This window comes from Streptomyces violens (genome assembly GCF_000717745.1).
Classification (GTDB): Bacteria; Actinomycetota; Actinomycetes; order Streptomycetales; family Streptomycetaceae; genus Streptomyces; species Streptomyces violens.
On sequence record NZ_JOBH01000014.1, the window covers coordinates 235721 to 257114 of the forward strand.

Below are 21394 nucleotides of genomic sequence, written 5' to 3' on the forward strand. Positions count from 1 at the left end.
CGGCTGCGGGCGCGGCCGGGGTATGGACGCCGGCGTTCAATGGCAGACGGCGAGCGCGTCGAGGGCCACGGCGCCCTGGCCCTTCGGGAGGACGACCAGCGGGTTGATGTCCAGCTCTGCCAGCTGATCGCCCAGCTCCAGCGCCATCCGCTGGACCCGCAGCATGACCTCGACCAGCGCGTCGGTGTCGGCCGGCGGCGCCCCCCTGACGCCCTCCAACAGCGCGCCGCCCCGCAGCCGGCCGAGCGCCGCGCGCGCCTGGTCCTCGCCGAAGGGCGGTACGGCCACCGCGGTGTCCCGCAGCACTTCGACGAAGACGCCGCCCAGCCCCACGGTCACGGTCGGCCCGAAGAGCGGATCGGGCGTGACGCCGACGACCATCTCCACCCCTGGCTCGACCAGTTGGCACACCAGCACCCCGTCCAGCGCGACGTCTTCGTAGCGCGCGATGTCCGTCAGCTCGCGGTAGGCGTCCCGGACCTGGCTGGCCGAGGTCAGGCCGATCCTGACCAGGCCCAGCTCGCTCTTGTGGGCCAGCCGCGGCCCGGACGCCTTCATGACGAGGGGGTAGCCGACCTGCGCCGCCGCCCGGACAGCCCCCGCCGCGCTGGTCACGAGCTGCTCGCGGGGCACGCGGATGCCGTAGGCGCGCAGCAGTTGCTTCCCGGCGTGCTCGCTGAGCTGTTCGCCCGGGCGCAGCAGCGCCTGCGCCTTGCGCGCGGACGGCGAGGGCGTGCGCGGCGCCTCGTCGAAGGGGGAGCGGTAGGAAGCCGTGAAGCGGTGGTGTTCGAGATGGGCGCGGACGGCCTTGATGCAGTTGGCGAACGTACGGAAGGTGGCCACCCGGGAGGAGCCGAGCAGGGTCCGCCGGTAGGCGTCCTCGGTGCCGACCGGCGAGCCCCACACCACGCACACCAGCTTGTCCGTCTGCTCCGCCGCGTCCACCAGGTCCTGCGCGAGCTTGTCGCTCATCGGCGGGAAGGGGCCGGTGATCGGGCAGATCAGGACGCCTATGGACGGGTCGGCGAGGATCGCGTCGATGATCTTCCGGCCGCGCCAGTCGCCCACGGGGTGCCCGCCGTTGTCGATCGGGTTGGCGACGTTGAGGTAGTCCGGTATCCACTGGTGCAGCTCCCGCTGCCGCTCCTCGCCGAGCGTCGGCAGGTGCAGGCCGGCCGCCGTCGCCAGGTCGGCGAAGTGCGCGCCGGTGCCGCCCGATATCGAATAGACGGCGACGCCCTCGGCAGCCGGCGGGCGGGCCCTGGCCAGCAGTGCCGCGGTGTCCTGCAGCTCGTCCAGGCCGTCGACGCGGACCACGCCGAACTGCCGCATCGCCGCGTCCACCACCTCGTCGACACCGGTGAGCTTGCCGGTGTGCGAGGCGGCGGTGCGGGCGCCGGTCTCGGTGCGGCCGACCTTGACCGCGACGACCGGGACCTTGTTGCGGGCCGCGCGGTCGGCGGCGAGCAGGAAGCTGCGGCCGTCCTTGAGCCCTTCCACATACGCGGCGATGGCGCCGACCTCGGGACGGGAGGCGAAGTAGGAGAGGAAGTCCGCGGTCTCCAGGTCGGCCTCGTTGCCGGTGGGGGCCCAGTGCGAGAGGCGGATGCCCAGCTCCTGGAGGGCGAAGACGGGGCGGCCCTGGTGGCCTGACTGCGTGATCAGCGCGATCGCCGGCCCGTCCAGGTCCTCGCGGAACGTTTCGAAGGCGTTGAGGTTGGTGTTCGGGCCGAGCAGCCGGATGCCGGAGCGGGCGACGGCCGCGGCCAGCCGCTCCTGCGCGGCCGCGCCGTCGGCGCCGGTCTCCGCGAAGCCGGCGGCGAAGGCCACCGCGAACTTGACCTTGGCGTCGGCGAGTTCCTCGATGACCGGCAGTGGATCGGCGACCAGCAGTACGGCGAGATCGACCTGTTCCGGCAGGTCGGAGACGGAGGTGTGACAGGCCAGCCCGAAGACGGAGGTGCGGCCCGGGTTGACCGGGTGCAGTCGGGCGCCGACCCGCTCGGCCCAGTCGATCAGCCGGCGGGTGATGCCGGTGTGCGGCCGGCCCTCGCTGTCCGAGGCGCCGATGACGGCCACGGACTCGGGGCGGAAGAAGCGGTCCAGGTCCGGCACGGGCGCGGACAGCGGTCGCCCGCTCACGTCCAGGTCGCCGGTGCCGTCCCGGCCGCCGCCCGCGCCGGGGCCGCCGCTGCCGTGCTCCGGGCCGGCCGTTCCGTGCACGGCCTGCGGCGTCGGCCCTCCGCAGGCCACGACCCGGGCGGGCCGCGAGTGAGTGGTGAGGGTGCCATGAGTGGATCCCAGCATCGCTGCGCCGCTCCCGTCTGACCGCCGATGCGTACCTGGCAGGCAGGTACCTGACGAGTAGTCAGGCTACAGAACTGACGCCCAGTCAGGAATGGTGCGTGCGGAGGCGCCTCGGCGTCTGTCGCGGTGGTGCTGCGGGGCGCGTCGGGGCGCGTCGGGGTGCGCATCGGGGGCGCCACTCCCGCCCCACCCCTTGCGCGCGGGCCGCGCCCTCCGCTGAACTGACCCGGTAACTGACGTACCGTCAGAAACGGTCGAGCGGGAGGCGTGCGATGCAGACGATGTGGCTCGGCGGGCCCGAATGGCTCGCTGTACTCCGTATCGGCCTGGGGCTGTGGTGGCTGGAGAGCTGGCGGCACAAGGGCAAGAAGGGCTGGTCGAGCGTGGCACGGGGATCGCGTCGGCCGCCGGCGTGGCGGCCGACCACCGCTGGGCCGTGGTGCGCCGCGGCTTCGACGTGGTCGTACGGCCGCGCCCTAAGACGATGGCGTACGTCGTCGTGTACGCGGAACTCGCGCTCGGCGCCGGGCTCGTGCTCGGCTTCCTCACGCCGGTCGCGCTGGTCGCGGGCCTGGTGCTCAACCTGCTCTACCTCGTACTGATGATCCACGACTGGGCCGAGCAGGGGCAGAACGCGATGATGGCCCTGATCTCGCTCGTCGCGCTGGGCGCGATGGGCTGGCAGACCTGGTCGCTCGACGCCGCGATGGGACTGTTCCGATGACCAGCTCGACCGCGCCCCGGTACGACCTGCCCGAGGCCGATGCCTTCACCCGTCCGTACTGGGATGCCGCGGCGGAGGGGCGGCTGTTGATCCGGCGCTGCCGGGCCGCCGGCTGCGGGGCCGCGCACCACTATCCCCGGGAGTTCTGTCCGCGCTGCTGGAGCGAGGACGTGGTCTGGGAGGCGGCGAGCGGCCGGGCCACGCTGTACACCTGGTCCGTGGTGCACCGGAACGATCTGCCGCCGTTCGGCGACCGCGTTCCGTACACCGCGGCCGTCGTGGATCTCGCCGAGGGGCCGCGGATGATGACCGAGGTCGTCGACTGCCCGGAGGCGGAGCTGCGGATCGGCATGGAGCTGCTGGTCCACTTCCGCGCGGTCGGCGAGGGTGACCCCGCGGTCCCGGTCTTCCGGCCCGCCGCCGGTACGTCCTGACCCACCGGGCGCGCCGGGCCCCGCCGCGCAGCGATATCGGGTGGCGTCGCGCGGTGCCAGGGGGCACCCTGGGCGGGTGCTGATCAGAGAAGCCACCACCGAGGACTGGGACGCCATCTGGCCGTTCTTCCGTGCGATCGTCGCCGCCGGGGAGACGTACACCTACCCGCGCGACCTCGACAAGGAGGGGGGCCGTGCGCTGTGGATGCTCAGCCCGCCGGGCCACACGGTTGTCGCGGTCGACGAGGACGGCACGGTCCTGGGTACGGCCAAGATGAACCCCAACCACATGGGCGGCGCCGCGCACATCGCCGGGGCCAGCTTCATGGTCGACCCGGCGCACGGTGGCAAGGGCGTCGGCCGCGCCCTGGGCGAGTACGCACTGCGCTGGGCGCGCTCCGAGGGCTACCGCGCGATGCAGTTCAACGCCGTCGTGGAGACCAACACCGGTGCCGTCGCCCTCTGGCAGTCACTCGGCTTCGAGATCATGACGACCCTGCCGGAGGCGTTCCTGCACCCGGAGAAGGGCTATGTCGGGCTGCACATCATGTACCAGCGGTTCTGAGCACCGGTTTCGACCGCACGGGCTATGGCCACAGCAGTTCCCGCTGCCAGCCCCCGTCCGCCCGATCGCCCGACCGCCGGTAGCGCAGCCGTACGTGCCGGCGGCGGGCGTCGCCCTGGAAGAACTCCACCTCCTCGGCGCGCAGCACGTACGCCGTCCAGCTCTCCACCTCCGCCTCCGGCTCGCGCTGCGCCCGCGCCCAGGACGCGTCCGCCGCCCGCTCCAGCTCCGCGTAGGAGTCCAGTACCTCGCTCTGGTGCCCCACGAGCGCGGCGGCCAGCGCGCCCGGTGAACGGCGGTGCAGGTCGGCCGAGCTCTCCTCGGGCGTGCCCGCCGTGACCGGGCCGCAGACCCGGACCTGGCGCCCGATCAGCGGCCAGTAGAAGCACAGCGCCGCACGCGGGTTGGCGTCCAGCTCGCGGCCTTTGCGGCTGCCGCGGTGGGAGGCGAAGTGCCAGCCGTTCTCGTCGGCGTCGTGCAGCATCACGATGCGTACGGACGGGGCGCCCGCCGCGTCCGCGGTCGCCAGCGCCATCGTGTGCGGCTCCGGTACGCCCGCGGCGGCCGCCTCGCCCAGCCACTGCCGGAACAGCGGCAGCGGCGCTTCGGGGACGGCGTACGGATCGAACGCGGGCAGTTCGCCCGTCCAGACCCGCAGGGTGCGCAGCAGGTCACGGAAGGCGTGGGCTTCGGGGGAGTCGTCCGTCGTGGTCATGCCGGGCAGCGTACGTCCGCCGAACTGCCTGCGTCCCCGCTGGGCGGCGTACGTCCGCCCGGCCGCCCGCGTCCCTCGCGCCCCCGCCGGCAATTCGGTTGCGGTGGGCGGCGCCGACGACAGACGCTGGTGCCATGTCTGCGATCTCGGCCGGTACGGCCGTCGCCGTGCCCGCGCCTGCCCGGCGAGGGGCCGTCCGGCTGGCCGACGGGCGACGGCTGGCCTGGGGCGAGTGGGGGCCGGAGGACGGGACGCCGGTACTGCTCTGCCCCGGTGCGGCCACGTCCCGGCGGCTCGGGTTCGGCGCGGAGACGGTCGAGGAGCTCGGCGTACGGCTGATCTCCGTGGACCGCCCCGGGCTGGGCGCCTCCGATCCGTCGCCCGGCCGTACGCTCACTGGCTGGGCCGAGGACGTACGGGAGTTCGCCGCGCTGCGCGGGCTCTCGGGGCTGCGCGGCGTCGGCTTCTCCCAGGGCGCGCCGTTCGCGCTGGCCTGCGCCGCCGCCAGGCTGTTCACCCGGCTCGCGGTGGTCTCCGGTACGGACGAGCTCGCCGCGCCCGCGTACGACGCGCTGCTGCCGGACGAGGTGCGGTACCTCACCGAACGGGCCGCGGCCGATCCCGAGGCAGCCGAGCGCTCGTTCGCCGGGTTCGGGAGCCCGGAGGTGTTGTACGAACTGGTCGCCGAGGGCAGTGGCGCGCGCGACCGCGCCCTTCTGGAACAGCCCGCGTTCGCCGCTGCCTTCCGGGAGGCGATGGCCGAGGGCTTCGCGCCGGGCCCGGCCGGCTATGCCCGCGACACGCTGCTGGCCATGAGCCACTGGCCGTTCGATCCCGGGGTGATCCGGGTGCCGGTCGACCTCTGGTACGGCGCGCTGGACACCGCCCCCACGCACTCGCCGGACCACGGCGCCCGGCTCGCCACCCGTATACGCACCGCGCGTCGCCACCTCGTACCGGACGCGGGCGGCATGCTCCTGTGGACACACGCCGGTCCCGTCCTACGGGCGCTGCTCGACGACGCCATGGAGTGACAGCCGGGCCACCGTGAGCACGGCAAGGCCGAATACGCGGGCCTGCGGCAGTAGTTCACGCTCCGGCGTGCGCTTCAACGCAACCTTCGCGCGCCGTGCGGTACGGCGCCCGCGCCCTCACTCCACCCGCCCTCACTCCGCCCCCAGCACCACCGTTCCCGACGAGCAGAACCATCCGCCGGTGCCCGAGGCGACCGCGAGGCGCGGCAGGCGGCCGTCCGCCTTCCGTACCTGGCGGCCCTCGCCGGCCTCGCCGCGAAGCTGCCGCACCGCTTCGACCAGCAGGAACAGTCCGCGCATCCCGGGGTGGCAGGCGGCGAGGCCGCCGCCGTCGGTGTTCGTCGGCAGCGCGCCGTCCCGGAGCAGCCGTCCCTTCTCGACGAACGCGCCGCCCTCGCCCTTCGCGCAGAAACCGAGGTCCTCCAGCGTCACCAGCGTCATGTACGTGAAGGCGTCGTAGATCTGGGCGAGGTCGATCTCCTCCGGGCGCACGCCTGCCCGCTCAAAGGCCAGCCGCCCGGAGACGGCGGCCGGCGAGACGGTGAAGTCGTCCCACTCCGACATGGTGGTGTGCGAGACGGCGCTGCCCGAGCCGAGCACCCAGACCGGCGGCCGGGCCAGGTCCGGTACGCGGTCCTCGGCGACCAGCAGGACCGCGCAGCCACCGTCGGAGCGGACGCAGCAGTGCAGCTTGGTGAACGGGTCGGCGATCATCGGCCCGGCCAGCACGTCGTCGGTGGTGATCGGTTCCCGGTACATCGCGTCCGGGTTGGCCGCCGCGTTGGCACGCGCCTGGACGGCGACCTCGGCGAGCTGTTCCAGCGTCGTCCCGTACTGGTGCATGTGGCGGCGCGCGGCCATCGCGTACTTGGCGATCAGGGTGTGGCCGTAGGGCACTTCGAACTGCAGCGGGCCGCGGGCCCCGAAGGAGAGGTCGGCGGTGCGGCGCCGCGCCTTGAGGTCGGCGCGCGCGGTCGAGCCGTACACCAGCAGCACCGCGTCGGCATGGCCGGCGGCGATCGCGTCGGCGGCGTGCGCGGCCATGACTTCCCAGGTCGAGCCGCCGACGGAGGTCGAGTCCACCCACCTGGGGCGGAGTCCCAGATACTCCGCGACCTCGATCGGGGCGAGCGTGCCGAGCCCGGCGGAGGCGAAACCGTCGATCGCCGAGCGGTCCAGCCCGGAGTCGGCCAGCGCGCGGCGGGCGGCCTGGGCGTGCAGGGCGTAGGGGGTGGCGTCGTCGACGCGCCCGCAGTCGGCCAGCGCCACTCCGGCGACGGCGACCCTGCGTGTACGTGACGGAGGAGTCGTACCGGTCCCGGTAGTCATGAAACTGACGGTACATCAGATAACGGAGTACGGGCAGACCGTACTCCGTAGTGCGGAGCCGCCCTACGTAGGCCGCGCGCCGCCCGGATGCGCCTCGGGCACGCCACCAGATACGCCTCGGGCACCGTCCGGCTCTCGTGGGAGGCCGGGCGGTGCCCGAGGCGTATGCAGATATGGCAGGACGAAGGGCGGGCCGGCGGGGGACGCGTGCGCGGCAGGACGTGCGCGGTCCTGGCGACGTGTCGTGCCGGGGGCGGCGGTCGCTCGCCGCGCCCCGGCTACTTGGCGGGCTTCTTGCCCGTCACGCCGAGATGGACGAGCAGCGCGAGGTTCGGCTTGAGCTCGGCCTGCTTGACGCCCCAGCTGGTGAAGCCCTTCTGGTGGCCGGCGACCGCGGCGAGCATGGCGACCAGTGAGCCGGCCATCGCTGCGGGGCTGACCTCCTTGTCCACCTTGTTCTTGGCCTGGAGCTCCTTGATGGAGTCCGTAAGGGAGTTGGTGACGGCGTTGAGGATCTTCATGCGGATCTTGTAGAACCGCTTGTCGCCCTCCGCCGCGCCGAGGTCGACGACGCGCAGGATCGCGTCGTGCTTCCGCCAGAAGGAGAGAAAGCCGTCGACCAGCTCCTCGGCCGTCTGCCGGCCCGACTTGCCGGCCCAGGAGCGCCCGGCGACCAGTTCGGTCAGGCTCGCGCCCTCCTTGGCCATCTCCTCGGCGATCTCGAGGACGGCGCCTTCGACGTCGGGGAAGTACTGGTAGAACGTCGCGGGGGAAGTGCCCGCCTTGCGTGCGACGTCGATGACCTTGACGTCCCGGTACGGGGACGAACTGAGCATCTCGCTGAGGCAGTCGAGGAGCTTCTGCCGGGTCGCCTGCCCGCGGCGGCCGGCGACTCTGCCGTCGACGGTTCGAACTTGTCCTGTCATGCCGTCAGCTTACCGAGGGGTGATCGGAGCGCGATTTGGCTGCCTGCAAATGGGGATGGGGCGAATCGGGCCGGTAATCGGCTTTCGCCGCACGGCTTCGGGGCCCCGGAGTCGCCTCGGTGGCACTGGCCTGATCAAGTGAATCGTCTTATCAACAGCCTGTGGACAACTTCGGTGGACAACCGCCCGGGGGTATGCGCAAGGGTGTGTGTACGGGGTTATGTACGGAAGTGTGCGCGGGGGCATGCGCCGGGCGCGTACTGGCAAGCCCGGTTACTTTGTCCGTATGACGGCTTTTGCGGAGGGTGCCCCCTGCTGGGTGGACGCGATGCTGCCGGATCTCGAAGCGGGCAAGCGCTTCTATGGAGAGCTGTTCGGCTGGACCTTCTCGGACAGCGTTCCCGAGTTCGGCGACTACACGACGGCCCTGCTCGACGGGCGCAAGGCCGCCGGCCTGCTGCCCAAGAGGGACGGCCGGATGCCCACCGTCTGGGGCGTCTACTTCGCGACGTCCGACATCAACGGGACCGTCGCCAAGGTCCGGGAGGCGGGCGGCCAGGTGATCTCGGGCGGCACGCCGATCGGCGACCTGGGCGCGATGATGCTGGGCGTCGACCCGGGCGGCGCGGTCTTCGGCGCCTGGCAGGCCGGCCGGCACCAGGGCTTCGAAGTGCAGGCCGAGCCCGGCGCGTACGTATGGATGGGTCTCAGTACGCGCGAACCGGAGGCGGTGGACGCCTTCTACGGGGATGTCTTCGGGTTCGAAGGGGTGGCCGAGGGGCCGATGACGAGCCCCACGTTCCTGCCGTGGCGGATCGCCGGGCAGGAGCGCGAGATCGGGTGCCGGATCGTGCTGGACGCGCGGGCGCCGGCCGAGCTGCCGGCGCACTTCACCGTCTTCTTCCTGGCCGAGGAGATGGAAGCGGCCCTGCGGACGGCGGTCCGGCAGGGCGGCAAGGTCCTCAGCGAGCCCCAGGGGACGCCCGGCGGCACCCTTGCCCTCGTTGTTGACAATCAAGGGGCAGCATTCGGGCTGATGGCGCCGAAGTAGGCCGGTGGGATGCCTCATCGCCCCTCGCGCCTCTCCTCTCCCACGTGTTCAAGCATCCTCGTGCCTGTTGTGGTGCATACGGCATCACCTCGACCCAAAACGGCCCTCCTCTTGCGAAGTAGGCGTACCGATCCGCCAATTAGTTCGTGGTCATGGCCCCCGAACGCCGTTCGGCACAGCAGAATTGGGACGAGGCAGCTCCCGCTGCCGGGCCGCGGGCGGCGCGGCCCGGCAACGGGTCCGCGGACTCGGCGGCAGGCCGGTGAGTACGCGGGACCGAACAGTACGTACGGGGATGAGAATGGCGACGACGGACCGCACACCGGGGCAGGGACCGGCACCCGAGAAGGGCCGGGCGGTGCGCCGGGCCGTGACGTCGGCCACCCGGTGGTCACCGGACATATGTGCGGTCGGCGCATGAACGGGACCCGACGTACTCCCGTATGCGGGGTGTAACGGCAGGTAACGAGCCCTGCGCGTACCGCGCGGCGGGACACGGGACACGACGGGAAGCCCCCGGGTTCGCAACCGTCGGCTTCGCCAGGAAGAATCAGCATGCGTACGGCCGAATCGGCCAGGCGGTGAGACGCTGCTCGGGGCAGTGGCTCTCGGCGGCTCTTGGCTTTTGAGAGTCTCTTTGACGCCCCACGGGGAGGTGGCAGGCAAGTGGTGGAGCAGCTGACGCAGCACGATCCCCGGCGGATCGGCCCGTTCGAGGTGCTCGGCCGTCTCGGTGCCGGCGGTATGGGGCTGGTGTATCTCGCGCGGTCGGCCTCCGGCCGGCGGGTGGCGATCAAGACGGTCCGTACCGAGCTCGCCGAGGACCAGCTGTTCCGGGTCCGCTTCACGCGCGAGGTGGAGGCGGCCCGCGCGGTCAGCGGCTTCTACACCGCGGCGGTGGTCGACGCCGATCCGCGCGCGGCGGTGCCGTGGCTGGCGACCGCGTACGTCCCCGCTCCCTCCCTGGAAGAAATAGTCAATGAGTGCGGGCCGCTGCCGGCCCAGGCGGTGCGCTGGCTGGCGGCCGGCGTCGCCGAGGCCCTGCAGTCCATCCACGGCGCGGGCCTGGTGCACCGCGATCTGAAGCCGTCGAACGTCCTGGTCGTCGAGGACGGGCCACGAGTGATCGACTTCGGTATCGCCAGCGGTGTATCGAACACGCGTTTGACGATGACGAACGTCGCCGTCGGCACGCCGGCGTACATGTCGCCCGAGCAGGCACGCGACTCGCGCAGCGTCACGGGGGCCAGCGACATCTTCTCGCTCGGCTCCACCCTGGTCTTCGCCGCCACCGGGCACGCCCCCTTCCACGGTGCCAACCCGGTCGAGACGGTCTTCATGCTGCTGCGCGAGGGCCCGGACCTGGAGGGCCTGCCGGACGAGCTGCGGCCGCTGATCGAGGCCACGATGCAGATGGCGGCCGAGCACCGCCCCAGCCCCGCCGACCTGCAGTCCCAGCTGGCGCCGCACCTCTTCGGCTCCGGTACCGACGACAGCGGCACGGCCTCGGCCTGGCTGCCGGGGAACGCCGTGGGCCTGATCGAGAGCCGGCGCGGCGGCCGGGTGACGGCCGCCCGGCAGCCCGCCCAGCGCGCCGCGGCCTCCTCGGGGCGCGCCGCCCGGGGCGGGTACTCCGCACAGCCGGAGCGGCCGCCCGCCGCCCCGCCCGTACCGTCCGCGCCGCCCCCGGCGCCGCCCGCCTCCCGGCCCGCGCCGCAGCGCCAGGAGAGCGCGCCGATGCCCGCGCCCACCGGCGATCCCGGATGGGCCGCTTCCGCGGCGGTCGGTCCGGGTGCACGCCGGATCGGCGACCCGCGTGGCGGCGCACCGCTCGCGCAGGCGGCGCCCACCGGCCCGGTCGCGCCCGCGCCGCCCCAGGAGGTGGAGGGCCCGGACGGCTCCGTACGGATCGGCGGTTCCGTGGCCCCGATAGGGCCCGGCCCCCGGCCGGCGGAGGGCCACGCCCCGCAGGCGCAGCCCGCACCGACGACGAACTGGGTACGGCCGCCGGCCGGCGTGCAGGCGCCGGGGCCCACGGGCCCGCCGCCCGCGGTGCCTCCGCAGCCCGCACCCGGCCCGCAGGGCGCCCACGGCGCGCCCGCCGCAGGCCGCCCGGGTGACCCCGCGGCGCAGGGCGGACACGGCCGCTGGCGCCCCTGGCGCTTCCGCATGTCCAACGATGTGTGGGGCACCCCGGTCGTCTCCGGTGACCTGCTGTACGTCACGTCCTTCGAGGTGCACGCGCTCGATGTGGCCAGCGGGCGGCGCCAGTTCAAGACCCGCGAGGTCGCCTGGGCGATGGCCGTCTCGGACGGCCGGATCCACGCCTCGGACGGCCCGAGTCTGTACGCGCTGGACGCCACCGACGGCTCCGAGCTGTGGCGGCTGAACACCGAGGGCTGGGTCTACAGCCTGGGCGTCGACCGCGGCACGGTCGTCACCGGCACCCGCGGCGGCGGCGTGCAGGCGTGGGAGGCGGCCAACGGCGAGCTGCTGTGGGAGATCGGCGGCGCGCAGACCGACTTCGAGACCGCCGAGTCCGGCCCCGTCGTGCACGAGGGCACGGTGTACGTCTGGGCCGACGCCCGGCTGAAGGCGCTGGAGGCCCGTACGGGCGCCGAGCGCTGGTCGTACCCCGTCGGGGACGCGGCGTCCTGCGGCGGGGTCCCCGTGCGGCTGCTGACCGCTCCGGACGGCGTCGTCTACGTCGTGGCCGGCACGCGCGTCCTGGCCATCGACAGCAACCGCGGCGACGTCCGCTGGCACTTCGAGGCGCCGGCGGTCTTCCTGGCGCCGCCCGCGTACGCCCCCGGGCCCGCCGTCACCGGCGGCGGCATCTACCTCGCGGACTACCTCGGCACGGTCTACGCGCTGGACGCGAACGACGGCCGGGACCGCTGGCGGATCGCCACCGAGGCGCGCCAGTCGACCGAGCCGGTACTGGTCGCCGACGGCGCGGTGCACCTGGGCAGCGGCAACGCCCTGTACACGCTGGACGCGGTCACGGGCACGCCCCGCTGGCGCTTCCAGGCGGGCGGGGAGGTCATCGGGGCCCCGGTGGCCGCGGACGGCCGGGTGCACTTCGGGTCCGCCGACCACTGCCTGTACACGCTGGACGCGATGGGCGGCCAGCTGCGCTGGAAGCTGGCGACCGGCGGCGAGATCACCGGCACCCCGGTGGCCGCCGCGGGCGTCGTCTACGCCTGCAGCAAGGACCGCTGCGTGTACGCGCTGGACGCCGCGAAGGGTACGGGGCAGGCGCGGCGCTCCTAGTCCGGCCGGCGCTCCTTGGGCGGGCGCTCCTGCCCGGGCTGCCGGTCGCCGAGGACGGGCGGCAGCGGCTGCGTACGGTCGGCCGGGGAGGGGTGCGCGTCCTCGGTCGGCGGCTCGCTCCGGTACGGGCTCTCGTCCTGGTACGGCCCCTGATACGGCTCCTGGGACGCGACCGTCGGTGTACCGGCCGGCGGGGTGGTGCCGTCGTGCGTCGTCGCAGGCCACGGCTCTCGTGCGGGATCGCCGGCCGAGGACCCGACGGTGCCCGGCCACTGGACGGGCGGCGTTCCGTAAGGGCCGTCCGGACGCGTCGCATACGGGGGCTGATTCGGCTGTCCCCCATAGGCGTACGGCGCGCCCCCGGGCCCGCCTTCGTACGCGTACCGGTCGTCGGGGTCTCCTCCGTACGGTGCGGGCGCGTACTCCTCCTCGAGTTCCTGATCCCTGCGGCGCCGACGGGCGCGTACGGCCCGGCGGCCGCTCATCAGCAGCGCGCCCAGCAACAGCAGGACGCCGCCGCCCAGCGCCACCGCGACTCCCACGCCCAGGCCGCTGCCCCCGCTCCCTACGGTGAGGCTGCCGGCCGCCTGGCCCTGCCGGACCATCCACAGGACGGTGAAGCCGAGCACGACCAGTCCCGCGAGCGTGACCACCAGGCGGGAGCGCAGCACCACGCCGATCAGCGTCAGCACGGCCGCGACCAGCATCGGCAGCAGAAGTGAGCGCATGACGTCGGCGCCGCTGCCGGTGATCCCGCTGAAGAGGTCCGCGATACGGAAGTCCTCGCCATGACGGCCGTCGTACCAAGGACGGAAGGGGCTCCATACGGCGGCCGCCGCTCCGACGAGGGCGATCAGGGAGCCGAGTACGTTGCGCACCACAAGCGTCGCCTCGTTTCGCATCGTCCTGATGCTCTCCACAGCCGACGCTACGCCGTGCCGCCGCGGGCCGCCACGGCAATCCGGCCCCGGTATCGTGACGTGCGCTCGTCAAACAATCGGGGGATCTCATGGCACGCCGTCATCTGCGGCTCACGGCCGTCGTGGCCGTTGTTCTGCTCTCGCTCACCGGATTCCGGCCGCACGGCCGCGGCAGCCACGGGGGTGACAGCGGCGGCGGCTGCAGCACCCACTCCAGCAGCAGCGGCTACCACGGCAGCAGCAATCACTACGACGATGACGACGACTACGACGATGACGACTACTCCGGAAGCGGTGGCTCGCACAGCAGTCCGGAGCCCACCGCGACGCAGGCGCCGAGCGGCAGGATCATCGCGTGCGCCAACCCGGACGACGCCAGGCCACATGCCCTGGTCAGGCTCGTCGTCGGGGATCCGCACACCGACGTGACCGTCACGGTGCGATTCCTCGGCGCGGACGCGACCGTGGTGGACACCGCCAAGGTGAAGGTCAATCCGTACGAGGACGACATGGACGCCGACCGGACCACCGACAACCCGGAGGTCCGGATCCCGATGGCGCATCCCGACCGCGCCGACAAGGTCGTCAACTGCCTCCTCGACGACGTCAGCTGACGCGCCCGGTCCGTCCGGAGCCGTGCCCGGAGCCCGGACGGGCTCTCACCGCACCCGAGGGGCGCCGCCCTTCCGTCGCTCCTCGAAGAGCTCCGCCTGCCGCTCCGGGGGCAGGTTGCCCAGCGCGATGAGCTGCGGGGCGTGTGCCAGGGCCTGGCTGCGGGCCGCCTCCTTCGCCGCCCACAGGGCCCGTACGGTGCCCTGTACAGCCTCCGTGGGTTGGGCGGCGACGGTCTCTGCTGCGCGCAGGGCGGCGGGCAGCGCCTCGCCCGGCGGCGTCAGCTCGGATACCAGGCCCGCCTCGTACGCGCGCCGGGCCCCGAGCCGCTCGGCGCTGCCCATCAGGGCGAGCCGGGCGATCTCCCCGTACGGCATCCGCTGCGCCATGAGCACCGACTCGTACGCGCTGACCATGCCGTACGTCGTGTGCGGGTCGAAGAACGTCGAGGTCTCGGAGGCCACGATGAACTCGCACTCGCCCAGCAGGTAGAACGCGCCGCCGCAGGCCATGCCGTCGACCGCGGCGATCACCGGCTTCCACAGGTCGGCCGCCTTGGGGCCGATGCGGAGCAGCGGGTCGTCGAGGGAGTAGGGGGAAGCGGGCTGCGGTACGCGCACGGAGCGGTCGACGCCCGTGCAGAAGGCCCGGCCGCCGGCCCCGGTCACGACCGCGGCGCGTACGGCGCCGTCGAAACGGAACGCGCGCCAGACGTCCGCCAGTTCGTCGGCGGTCTCCAGGTCGATGGCGTTGTGGCGGTCGGGCCGGTCGAGGGTGACCACGGCGACGCCCGTGGCGGCCCGGGTGTCGACGCGTACGGTCACGGGCGCTCCAGCAGCCAGCGGGGGACGGTCACGCCGTCCGCCATTTCGTGGAAGGTCACCTTCACCGCCGCGCCGATGCGGAGCCGTTCCGGTGGCACGGAGTTCAGCGCGGCGTCCGGCGCGCTGACGAGGTTGCCGACCAGCCGGATGCGCGGGGCTTCCGCCAGCTCGACGATGATGGCGTTGTACGGCGCGAGGGCGGCGTAGGCGGGCAGCAGCGGCGGGTGCGGCCGGACGTACGACCAGATCCGTCCTCGGCCGGACATCCGCCGCCACTCGCTCGCGAAGGACTGGCAGTGCGGACAGCAGGGGCGGGGCGGGAAGCGCAGTTCGCCGCAGTCGGCGCAGGCCTGGACGCGGAGCTCGCCGCTTGCCGCGTACGCCCAGAACGGTGCGCCGTCGTCGTCGGGGACGGGGAGCAGGAAGCCGTCGGCGGGGTCGGAGCGGCCGTCGGCGGTGGCGGGTTCCGCAGCGGTCGTCGGGGAGTTGTCCACAGGCGTGGCGGACGCGGTGCGGTTGTCAGTGGCGGCTGTCACACTCGGTTTCATGAATTTCACTGACGGTCAACTCCTCAGCAACAGCGCGGAAGTCGGGACGCCCTCGCCCGCGGTGACGAGGCAGGTCGAGGCGTCCGGCACCTGCGCGGTGCTGGTGCCACGCAGCTGCTTGACGCCCTCGGTGATCAGGTTGAAACCGTGGACGTACGCCTCGGAGAGGCCACCGCCGCCGGTGTTCAGCGGGAGCCGGCCGCCGATCTCCAGGGCGCCCTTCTCGGTGAAGGCCGCGCCCTCGCCCCGCCCGCAGAAGCCGTAGCCCTCCAGGGAGAGCGGTATGAGCGGGGTGAAGGCGTCGTAGATCTGCGCGACGTCCACGTCCTGCGGGCCGAAGTCGGCGGACTTCCACAGGTGTCGGGCGGCGGTCCAGGCGGGGCCGGTGAGCGGGTCGTCGTTCCAGTAGTTGACCATGCCGTGGTGCTGAGCGGGCAGGCCCTGGGCGGCGGCGTGGACGTAGACGGGGGCGTGACGGCAGCCGCGGGCGCGCTCGGCGGAGACCAGGACGCAGGCCAGTGCGCCGTCGGTCTCCAGGCAGTTGTCGAAGAGGCAGAGCGGCTCGCTGATCCAGCGCGCGGTCATGTACATCTCGCGGGTCAGCGGACGGTCGTACATGACGGCTGCGGGGTTCTGGTTGGCGCGGTTACGGCAGGCCAGCGCGACGTTGAAGAAGTGGTCGCGGGTGGCTCCGTACTGATGCATGTAGCGACGGGCGAGCATCCCGATCTCGTCGGCCGGGCGCAGCAGGCCGAAGGGGCGGGTCCATTGAGCGGGGGTGGGGAGTTGAACGGCAGTGTTCTTCCAGGGGCGGGGCCCGGAGCCGCGCTTGCGCGAGCGCCAGGCGACGCCGACGGTGGCCTGGCCGGTGGCGATGGCGGCGGCCAGGTGCGCCACGGTGGCGCAGGAGCCGCCGCCGCCGTAGCCGACCTTGGAGAAGAAGGTGACATCGCCCGCGCCGATGGCCTTGGCGACCTCGACCTCGTCGGTCTCCTCCATGGTGTAGGAGGCGAAGGCGTCGACCTCCGAGGGGGCGATGCCGGCGTCGGCCAGGGCGGCCGTGATCGCGCGGCAGGCCAGCGTCTTCTCGGATTCGGGAAGGCGTTTGGCGAAGGGTGTCTGTCCGATGCCGGCTATCGCCGTAGCGTCCTTGAGGGTCGCCCCCATCGCCACCTCCGTGGTCGGTCGTCCGGCCGGTCGTCCGTACTGACAGCCGAGGAGGCTACCGCTAATCTGACGACCAGTCAGCTAACTGGCACAGGGTTCTCCCGGCCGGTACGCGCCGCACGGTCCCCGGGCGGGCTCCCGGACACTCCGTACGGCCCGCCCCGGCGCCGGGGGAGAGAGGCAGGGGCGATGCCGAGCGGGGCGGAAGATGTGCGGGCCGACCTGGAGTTCGGGACCATCCCGCGGCTGGTGCGGGCGGCGGCCGCTCGGTACGGAGGCCGGGAGGCGGTGGTCGAGGGGCGGGCCCGTGTCTCGTACGAAGAGCTCGGCGCGCGGGTCGAGCGCGCGGCCGCGGCCTGTATCGCCGCGGGCGTCGCGCCCGGCGACCGGGTGGCGGTCTGGGCGCCGAACACCGCGGACTGGATCGTCGCCGCGCTCGGCGCGGTGTCGGCGGGCGCGGTCCTGGTGCCGGTCAACACCCGTTTCAAGGGTGCCGAGGCCGCCCACGTCCTGCGCCGTACCCGCGCCCGGCTGCTCTTCGTCACCGGCACCTTCCTCGGCACGTCGTACGTCGCCTCGCTGCGCCGGGCCACGGCGGAAGGCACGGGTCGCGGCCCGTTGCCGGGCCTGCCGGATCTGCGGGACGCGGTGGTGCTGGCCGACGATGCGCCCGTCGGTTTCCGCACGTGGCGGGGGTTCCTGGCCGGGGGCGACCGGGTGCCGGCCGCGGTCGTACGGGAGCGCGCGGACGCCGTGGCGCCCGATGCCCCCTCGGACATCGTCTTCACCTCGGGCACCACGGGGCAGCCCAAGGGCGCTGTGATCACCCATGCCCAGACGCTGCGCGCGTACGGCGTCTGGAGCGAGCTGGCGGGGCTGCGCGAGGGGGACCGCTATCTGATCGTCAACCCGTTCTTCCACACCTTCGGCTACAAGGCCGGCGTGCTGGCCTGTCTGCTGCGCGGCGCGACGATGGTCCCGCAGCCGGTGTTCAGCGCCGACACCGCGCTCGCCAACATCGCCGCCGAGCGGATCACCGTGCTGCCGGGCCCGCCGTCGCTGCACCAGCAGCTGCTGGACCACCCCGCGCGCGCCCGGCACGACCTCTCGACGCTGCGGCTGGTCGTGACCGGCGCCGCGGTGGTGCCGCTGGAGCTGGTCGAGCGGCTGCGCGGGGAGCTGGGGATCGACACCGTACTGACCGCGTACGGCCTGTCGGAGAGCTCGGGGGTGGTCACGATGTGCCGGCGCGGCGACCCGCCCGAGGTGATCGCCGGCACGTCGGGCCGGGCGATACCGGGCACGGAGGTGGCGGTGGTCGACGCCGAGGGCCGCGCGGCGCCCCCGGGCACGCCCGGCGAGGTACGGGTGCGCGGCTACCACGTCATGACGGGCTACTTCGAGGACCCGGAGGGCACCGCCCGCGCCGTCACCCCGGACGGCTGGCTGTGCACGGGGGACGTGGGAGTGCTGGACGAGGCGGGCAACCTGCGGATCACCGACCGGATCAAGGACATGTTCATCGTCGGCGGGTTCAACGCCTACCCCGCCGAGATCGAGCAACTGCTCCTGCGCCACCCGGACATCACCGACGCCGCCGTGATCGGGATACCGGACGCCCGGCTGGGCGAGGTCGGCCGGGCGTACGTGGTGCGGCGGCCCGGCGCGACCGTGTCGGCGGACGAAGTGCTCGTCTGGTCGCGCCGGGAGATGGCCAACTACAAGGTGCCGAGGGAGGTGATGTTCCTGCCCGAGCTGCCGAGGAATGCCAGCGGCAAGGTCCTCAAGGAGAGGCTCCGGACGGTCACCGTTTGTTGAGGAGGACCGGGAGCGACTGCACCCCGTTGCCGATGAACGAGCCGGTGGCCCGCAGTTCGGACGTGGGCGCCGCCAGCTCGAGGTCCGGGAAGCGGTCGAAGAGCGCCGGCAGTGCGGTGCGGGCCTCCATGCGGGCCAGCGGCGCGCCCAGGCAGAAGTGCACCCCGTGCCCGAAGGCGAGGTGCTCCCGGTCGGCGCGGCGCAGCTCGAAGGAGTCGGCGTCCGCCCCGTGCCGCTCGGGGTCCCGGCCGGCCGCGGCGTAGGCGGCGAGGATCGGGTCGCCCTGCCGGATGACCGTGCCGTCCGCCAGCGGGATGTCCTCGACGGCGTACCGCAGCGGCAGGTTGGCGATGCTGGGCGCCCAGCGCAGCGTCTCCTCGATGACGTCGTCCCAGCCGGCCTGCCCGGAGGTCAGCAGGGCGCGCTGCTCGGGGTGGGTGAGCAGGGCGTGGACGGCGTTGCCGATGAGGTTGACGGTCGTCTCGTAACCGGCGCCGATCACCAGCAGGAGGGTGTCGAGCAGTTCCCGCTCCTCCAGGCGGGAGCCGTCGTCGTCCCGGGTGGAGACCAGCACGCTGGTCATGTCGTCGCCGGGCTCCTTGCGCTTGAGGGCGATGAGAGCGCCGAGGACGGTGCTGACCTTCTGCGCGGTGGCGGCGGCCTGTTCGGGGGTGGCCGAGGTGTCGAAGATTTCGTCCATGACCTCCTTCACCTCCGCCCGGGACTCCTCGGGCACCCCGAAGAGTTCGGAGATCACCCGCATCGGAAGGGGGTGCGCATAGGAAGAGATCAGATCGACCGGCTCGCCGGCGGGCGCCGCCTCCAGGCCCGCCAGCAGCTCCTTGGTGATCCGCTCGACGCGCGGGGCCATCGCCTCGGTGCGCCGCCCGGTGAACGCCGGTGCCACGAGCTTGCGCAGCCTGCGGTGGTCGGCACCGTAGGCGGTGAACATGTTCGTGACGCCGACCCAGGACTGCAGCCAGCTGTCGTGGTGTTCGCCGTTCCGCCAGGCGGGCCAGTGCTGCCGCGGGTCCTTGCTCACCCGGTCGTCGGCCAGCAGCCGCTTGAGCAGGGCGTGCCCGCCGACCGACCAGGCCCGTATGCCGCCGGGCAGTTCGACGAGCGCGGCGGGGCCTATCGCGCGGAGGCGGGCGGCCTCGCCGGGGAGGTCGGTGCCGGCCGGGTCGATGGCGACGGGCTGCTGTCCCATGGGGTGGCTCCTGCCTGATCGGGGGTGAGGGGGGTGAAGCGGGCCGGCAGCGCGGCCAGCGCCCGGTGGAAGGCGCCGACCCGCCACTCCAGCTCATCGAAGGGCACGGTGAGTTCGATGTCGGAGAGCCAGGCGGTGAGCCGCTCGATGGCGGTGGTCGCGATGAGCAGCGCGGTGTTGCGTACGGGGCAGGCGTGCGGCCCCGCGGCCCAGGACAGGTGCGCACCGCCGCCCGCGCCGGGCTGCTCCAGCGGGACGGTGCCGAACTGCGCGTTGGCCGCGGCGTACGAGACCATCGTGAGCTGGCCGGCGCGGATCCAGGTGCCGTGGAAGAAGACGTCCCGGCGGGGGAAGTGCGCCGAGTAATTGCCGAGCGGCGGGTCGTTCCACAGCACGTCGTTGATGGCGTCGCGCGCGGTGAGCGCGCCGCCGGACAGGGTGCTGTAGTAACGGTTGTCGGAGAGCATGCGGGCGAGCGCGTTGCCGATGAGGTTGGTCGTCGGCTCGTGCCCGGCGCCCATGGTGAGGACGATCTGGTGGATCAGTTCCTCGTCGGTGAGCCCTGCGGGGTGGTCCATGAACCAGGAGGTGAGGTCGGGGCCGCGGCGCTCCTTCTTGGCGGCGACCAGCTCCATGATGTAGCGCGTGTAGTCCTCGTTGGCCCTGGCCGCTTCCGCGGGGGTGCGGCCCTCCAGCATCCCGGCGAGGGCGGAGATCAGCCGGTCGCTGTAGGAGTCGGGGAGCCCGAAGACCCGGTTGAAGATCATCAGCGGCAGCACGCGCGCGTACTGGGTGATCAGGTCGGCCCGGCCCTCGGCGCCGAACCGGCTGATCAGCGTGTCGGCCGCGCCCTGCACGTATCCGCGCAGCTCGTACGGTTCGAGCAGGGCGAAGCTGTCGGTGATCACCTTGCGGTAGCGGTCGTGCGCCTCGCCGTCGCTGAAGAACACATTGGGCCGCCAGGTGAGCATCGGCATGACCGGCGAGTCCTGTGGCACGGTCGGCATCCAGGGACGGGAGTCCTTGGACCAGGTGGCGTCGTCGTGCAGCAGCTCCAGCGCGGCGCGGTAGTCGGTGACCAGCATCGCGGGCACGCCCGGCGCGATCTCGACCTGCGCGACCGGCCCCTGCCGCCGCAGCTCGGCGTAGAAGCCGTGCGGGTCGGCCGCGAAGTCGGGCCCGTACAGCCGCACCGCGTCCTGGGCCGGGGCGTAGGGCGCGGCGTGCGGGGACGCCGGACGGTGTGGTTCGGCAGCCGGGCGGGCATGGGCGGGGCAGCCCGGGGGCGGCGTGGCCCCGGGCGGGTGGGGGGAGGTCACGGGTTCTCCATGGGCGTGTGGTCCAGGACGTGCCCGACGAGGGCGATCAGCGCGTCGAGCGACTGGTCGCGGTCGCGGGCGTCGCACAGCACCAGCGGGGTGTCCTCGTGCAGATCGAGGTGGTCGCGCAGGGTCTCGACGGAGTGGTCGGGCGCGTCGGGGAAGGTGTTGACCGCCACCGCGTAACGCAGCCCGGCCTCCTCGATGATGTCCATGACCTCGAAGGAGTCAGCCAGTCTGCGGGTGTCGGCCAGTACCAGAGCGCCGACCGCGCCGCGCGCGATGTCCTGCCACAGCGGCCGGAACCGCTTCTGGCCGGGCGTGCCGAAGAGGTACAGCACGAGGTCGCCCGCGAGCGTGATCCGCCCGAAGTCGATGGCGACGGTGGTCGTGGTCTTCTCGCGGACCCCGGCGAGATTGTCGACGAACGCGCCGGTCTGCGTCATCACCTCTTCGGTGTGCAGCGGCGGGGTCTCCGACAGGGCCCGGATGAACGTGGTCTTGCCGACCCCGAAGGGCCCCGCGACCAGCAGCTTCACCAGGGTCTGGTCGGTGCCGGACAGGTACATGGCGCCGGCGTCGGCGCCGTCGGCGGCGCTGTGCGTGCCGCCCGCCGCG

At 73.0% G+C, this 21394-nt stretch carries 18 protein-coding genes and 1 pseudogene; 8 read left to right on the plus strand and 11 right to left on the minus strand.

Features of this window, described 5'->3' with window-relative positions:
* Positions 1-36: 36 nt before the first annotated feature.
* Positions 37-2307 (minus strand): acetate--CoA ligase family protein, encoded by a 2271-nt coding sequence (locus tag IF04_RS0126525; protein ID WP_030263026.1) that lies wholly within the window; start codon positions 2305-2307, stop codon positions 37-39.
* Positions 2308-2579: 272 nt separating this feature from the next.
* Between IF04_RS0126525 and IF04_RS36060 the strand changes: the two are divergent.
* The 3 genes and pseudogenes from IF04_RS36060 to IF04_RS0126540 all read left to right on the plus strand — a co-directional run bounded on the left by IF04_RS36060 (position 2580) and on the right by IF04_RS0126540 (position 4030).
* Positions 2580-3031, plus strand: a pseudogene (locus tag IF04_RS36060) (DoxX family protein).
* Positions 3028-3465, plus strand: coding sequence for a Zn-ribbon domain-containing OB-fold protein (locus tag IF04_RS0126535; protein WP_030263027.1), 438 nt, complete (start codon positions 3028-3030; stop codon positions 3463-3465). Before IF04_RS36060 ends, IF04_RS0126535 begins: the two are co-directional and overlap by 4 nt.
* 76 nt (positions 3466-3541) lie before the next feature.
* A complete protein-coding gene (locus IF04_RS0126540) occupies positions 3542-4030 on the plus strand; it encodes a GNAT family N-acetyltransferase (protein WP_030263029.1) in 489 nt (162 codons plus the stop codon).
* A 22-nt stretch (positions 4031-4052) separates the two neighbouring features.
* Here the strand turns inward: IF04_RS0126540 and IF04_RS0126545 are convergent, their stop codons facing one another.
* Positions 4053-4745, minus strand: coding sequence for a pyridoxine/pyridoxamine 5'-phosphate oxidase (locus tag IF04_RS0126545; protein ID WP_030263030.1), 693 nt, complete (start codon positions 4743-4745; stop codon positions 4053-4055).
* A gap of 134 nt (positions 4746-4879) precedes the next feature.
* Here IF04_RS0126545 and IF04_RS0126550 point away from each other — a divergent pair, with 134 nt between their 5' ends.
* Positions 4880-5779 (plus strand): alpha/beta fold hydrolase, encoded by a 900-nt coding sequence (locus IF04_RS0126550; RefSeq protein WP_030263032.1) that lies wholly within the window; start codon positions 4880-4882, stop codon positions 5777-5779.
* A 132-nt stretch (positions 5780-5911) separates the two neighbouring features.
* Here the strand turns inward: IF04_RS0126550 and IF04_RS0126555 are convergent, their stop codons facing one another.
* Positions 5912-7108: a thiolase C-terminal domain-containing protein gene (locus tag IF04_RS0126555; protein ID WP_030263035.1), complete on the minus strand. Its 1197-nt coding sequence runs from the start codon at positions 7106-7108 to the stop codon at positions 5912-5914.
* Between the two features lie 278 nt (positions 7109-7386).
* A complete protein-coding gene (locus IF04_RS0126560) occupies positions 7387-8034 on the minus strand; it encodes a TetR family transcriptional regulator (RefSeq protein ID WP_030263037.1) in 648 nt (215 codons plus the stop codon).
* 286 nt (positions 8035-8320) lie between these two features.
* On the opposite strand from IF04_RS0126560, the gene IF04_RS0126565 reads away from it, so the two are divergent.
* Both IF04_RS0126565 and afsK read left to right on the plus strand, forming a co-directional pair.
* Positions 8321-9085, plus strand: coding sequence for a VOC family protein (locus IF04_RS0126565; RefSeq protein ID WP_030263039.1), 765 nt, complete (start codon positions 8321-8323; stop codon positions 9083-9085).
* A gap of 666 nt (positions 9086-9751) precedes the next feature.
* On the plus strand, positions 9752-12358 hold the full coding sequence (afsK, locus tag IF04_RS0126570; protein ID WP_030263041.1) for a protein serine/threonine kinase AfsK: 2607 nt from the start codon (positions 9752-9754) through the stop codon (positions 12356-12358).
* On the opposite strand, the gene IF04_RS40425 is transcribed toward afsK, so the two are convergent.
* Positions 12355-13260: an ABC transporter permease family protein gene (locus IF04_RS40425; protein ID WP_425428453.1), complete on the minus strand. Its 906-nt coding sequence runs from the start codon at positions 13258-13260 to the stop codon at positions 12355-12357. The two genes, afsK and IF04_RS40425, sit on opposite strands and share 4 nt — an antisense overlap.
* A 107-nt stretch (positions 13261-13367) precedes the next feature.
* Between IF04_RS40425 and IF04_RS0126580 the strand changes: the two genes are divergently transcribed.
* Complete coding sequence (locus tag IF04_RS0126580) at positions 13368-13892, plus strand: hypothetical protein (RefSeq protein WP_051831581.1); 525 nt, start codon at positions 13368-13370, stop codon at positions 13890-13892.
* Positions 13893-13937: 45 nt separating this feature from the next.
* On the opposite strand, the gene IF04_RS0126585 is transcribed toward IF04_RS0126580, so the two are convergent.
* The 3 genes from IF04_RS0126585 to IF04_RS0126595 all read right to left on the minus strand — a co-directional run bounded on the left by IF04_RS0126585 (position 13938) and on the right by IF04_RS0126595 (position 16429).
* The gene (locus IF04_RS0126585) at positions 13938-14714 is read right to left on the minus strand and encodes an enoyl-CoA hydratase/isomerase family protein (protein WP_030263048.1); all 777 of its coding nucleotides are present in this window, start codon (positions 14712-14714) and stop codon (positions 13938-13940) included.
* Positions 14711-15136, minus strand: a complete 426-nt coding sequence (locus tag IF04_RS0126590) for a Zn-ribbon domain-containing OB-fold protein (protein ID WP_030263051.1) — start codon at positions 15134-15136, stop codon at positions 14711-14713. Before IF04_RS0126590 ends, IF04_RS0126585 begins: the two co-directional genes overlap by 4 nt.
* A gap of 141 nt (positions 15137-15277) precedes the next feature.
* Positions 15278-16429, minus strand: a complete 1152-nt coding sequence (locus IF04_RS0126595; protein WP_030263054.1) for a lipid-transfer protein — start codon at positions 16427-16429, stop codon at positions 15278-15280.
* Positions 16430-16618: 189 nt separating this feature from the next.
* Between IF04_RS0126595 and IF04_RS0126600 the strand changes: the two genes are divergently transcribed.
* The gene (locus IF04_RS0126600; RefSeq protein WP_030263057.1) at positions 16619-18247 is read left to right on the plus strand and encodes a FadD3 family acyl-CoA ligase; all 1629 of its coding nucleotides are present in this window, start codon (positions 16619-16621) and stop codon (positions 18245-18247) included.
* Here IF04_RS0126600 and IF04_RS0126605 read toward each other — a convergent pair.
* The 3 genes from IF04_RS0126605 to IF04_RS0126615 are packed head-to-tail and all read right to left on the minus strand — an operon-like array spanning position 18234 to position 21345.
* Positions 18234-19457 carry a cytochrome P450 family protein gene (locus tag IF04_RS0126605; RefSeq protein WP_030263059.1) on the minus strand — a complete coding sequence of 408 codons (1224 nt, stop codon included), beginning with the start codon at positions 19455-19457 and terminating at the stop codon, positions 18234-18236. The genes IF04_RS0126600 and IF04_RS0126605 overlap by 14 nt on opposite strands.
* Positions 19382-20776 (minus strand): cytochrome P450, encoded by a 1395-nt coding sequence (locus tag IF04_RS0126610; RefSeq protein WP_030263060.1) that lies wholly within the window; start codon positions 20774-20776, stop codon positions 19382-19384. The genes IF04_RS0126605 and IF04_RS0126610 overlap by 76 nt, the downstream gene beginning before the upstream one ends.
* The gene (locus IF04_RS0126615) at positions 20773-21345 is read right to left on the minus strand and encodes a GTP-binding protein (protein WP_030263062.1); all 573 of its coding nucleotides are present in this window, start codon (positions 21343-21345) and stop codon (positions 20773-20775) included. Before IF04_RS0126615 ends, IF04_RS0126610 begins: the two co-directional genes overlap by 4 nt.
* Positions 21346-21394 lie beyond the last annotated feature (49 nt).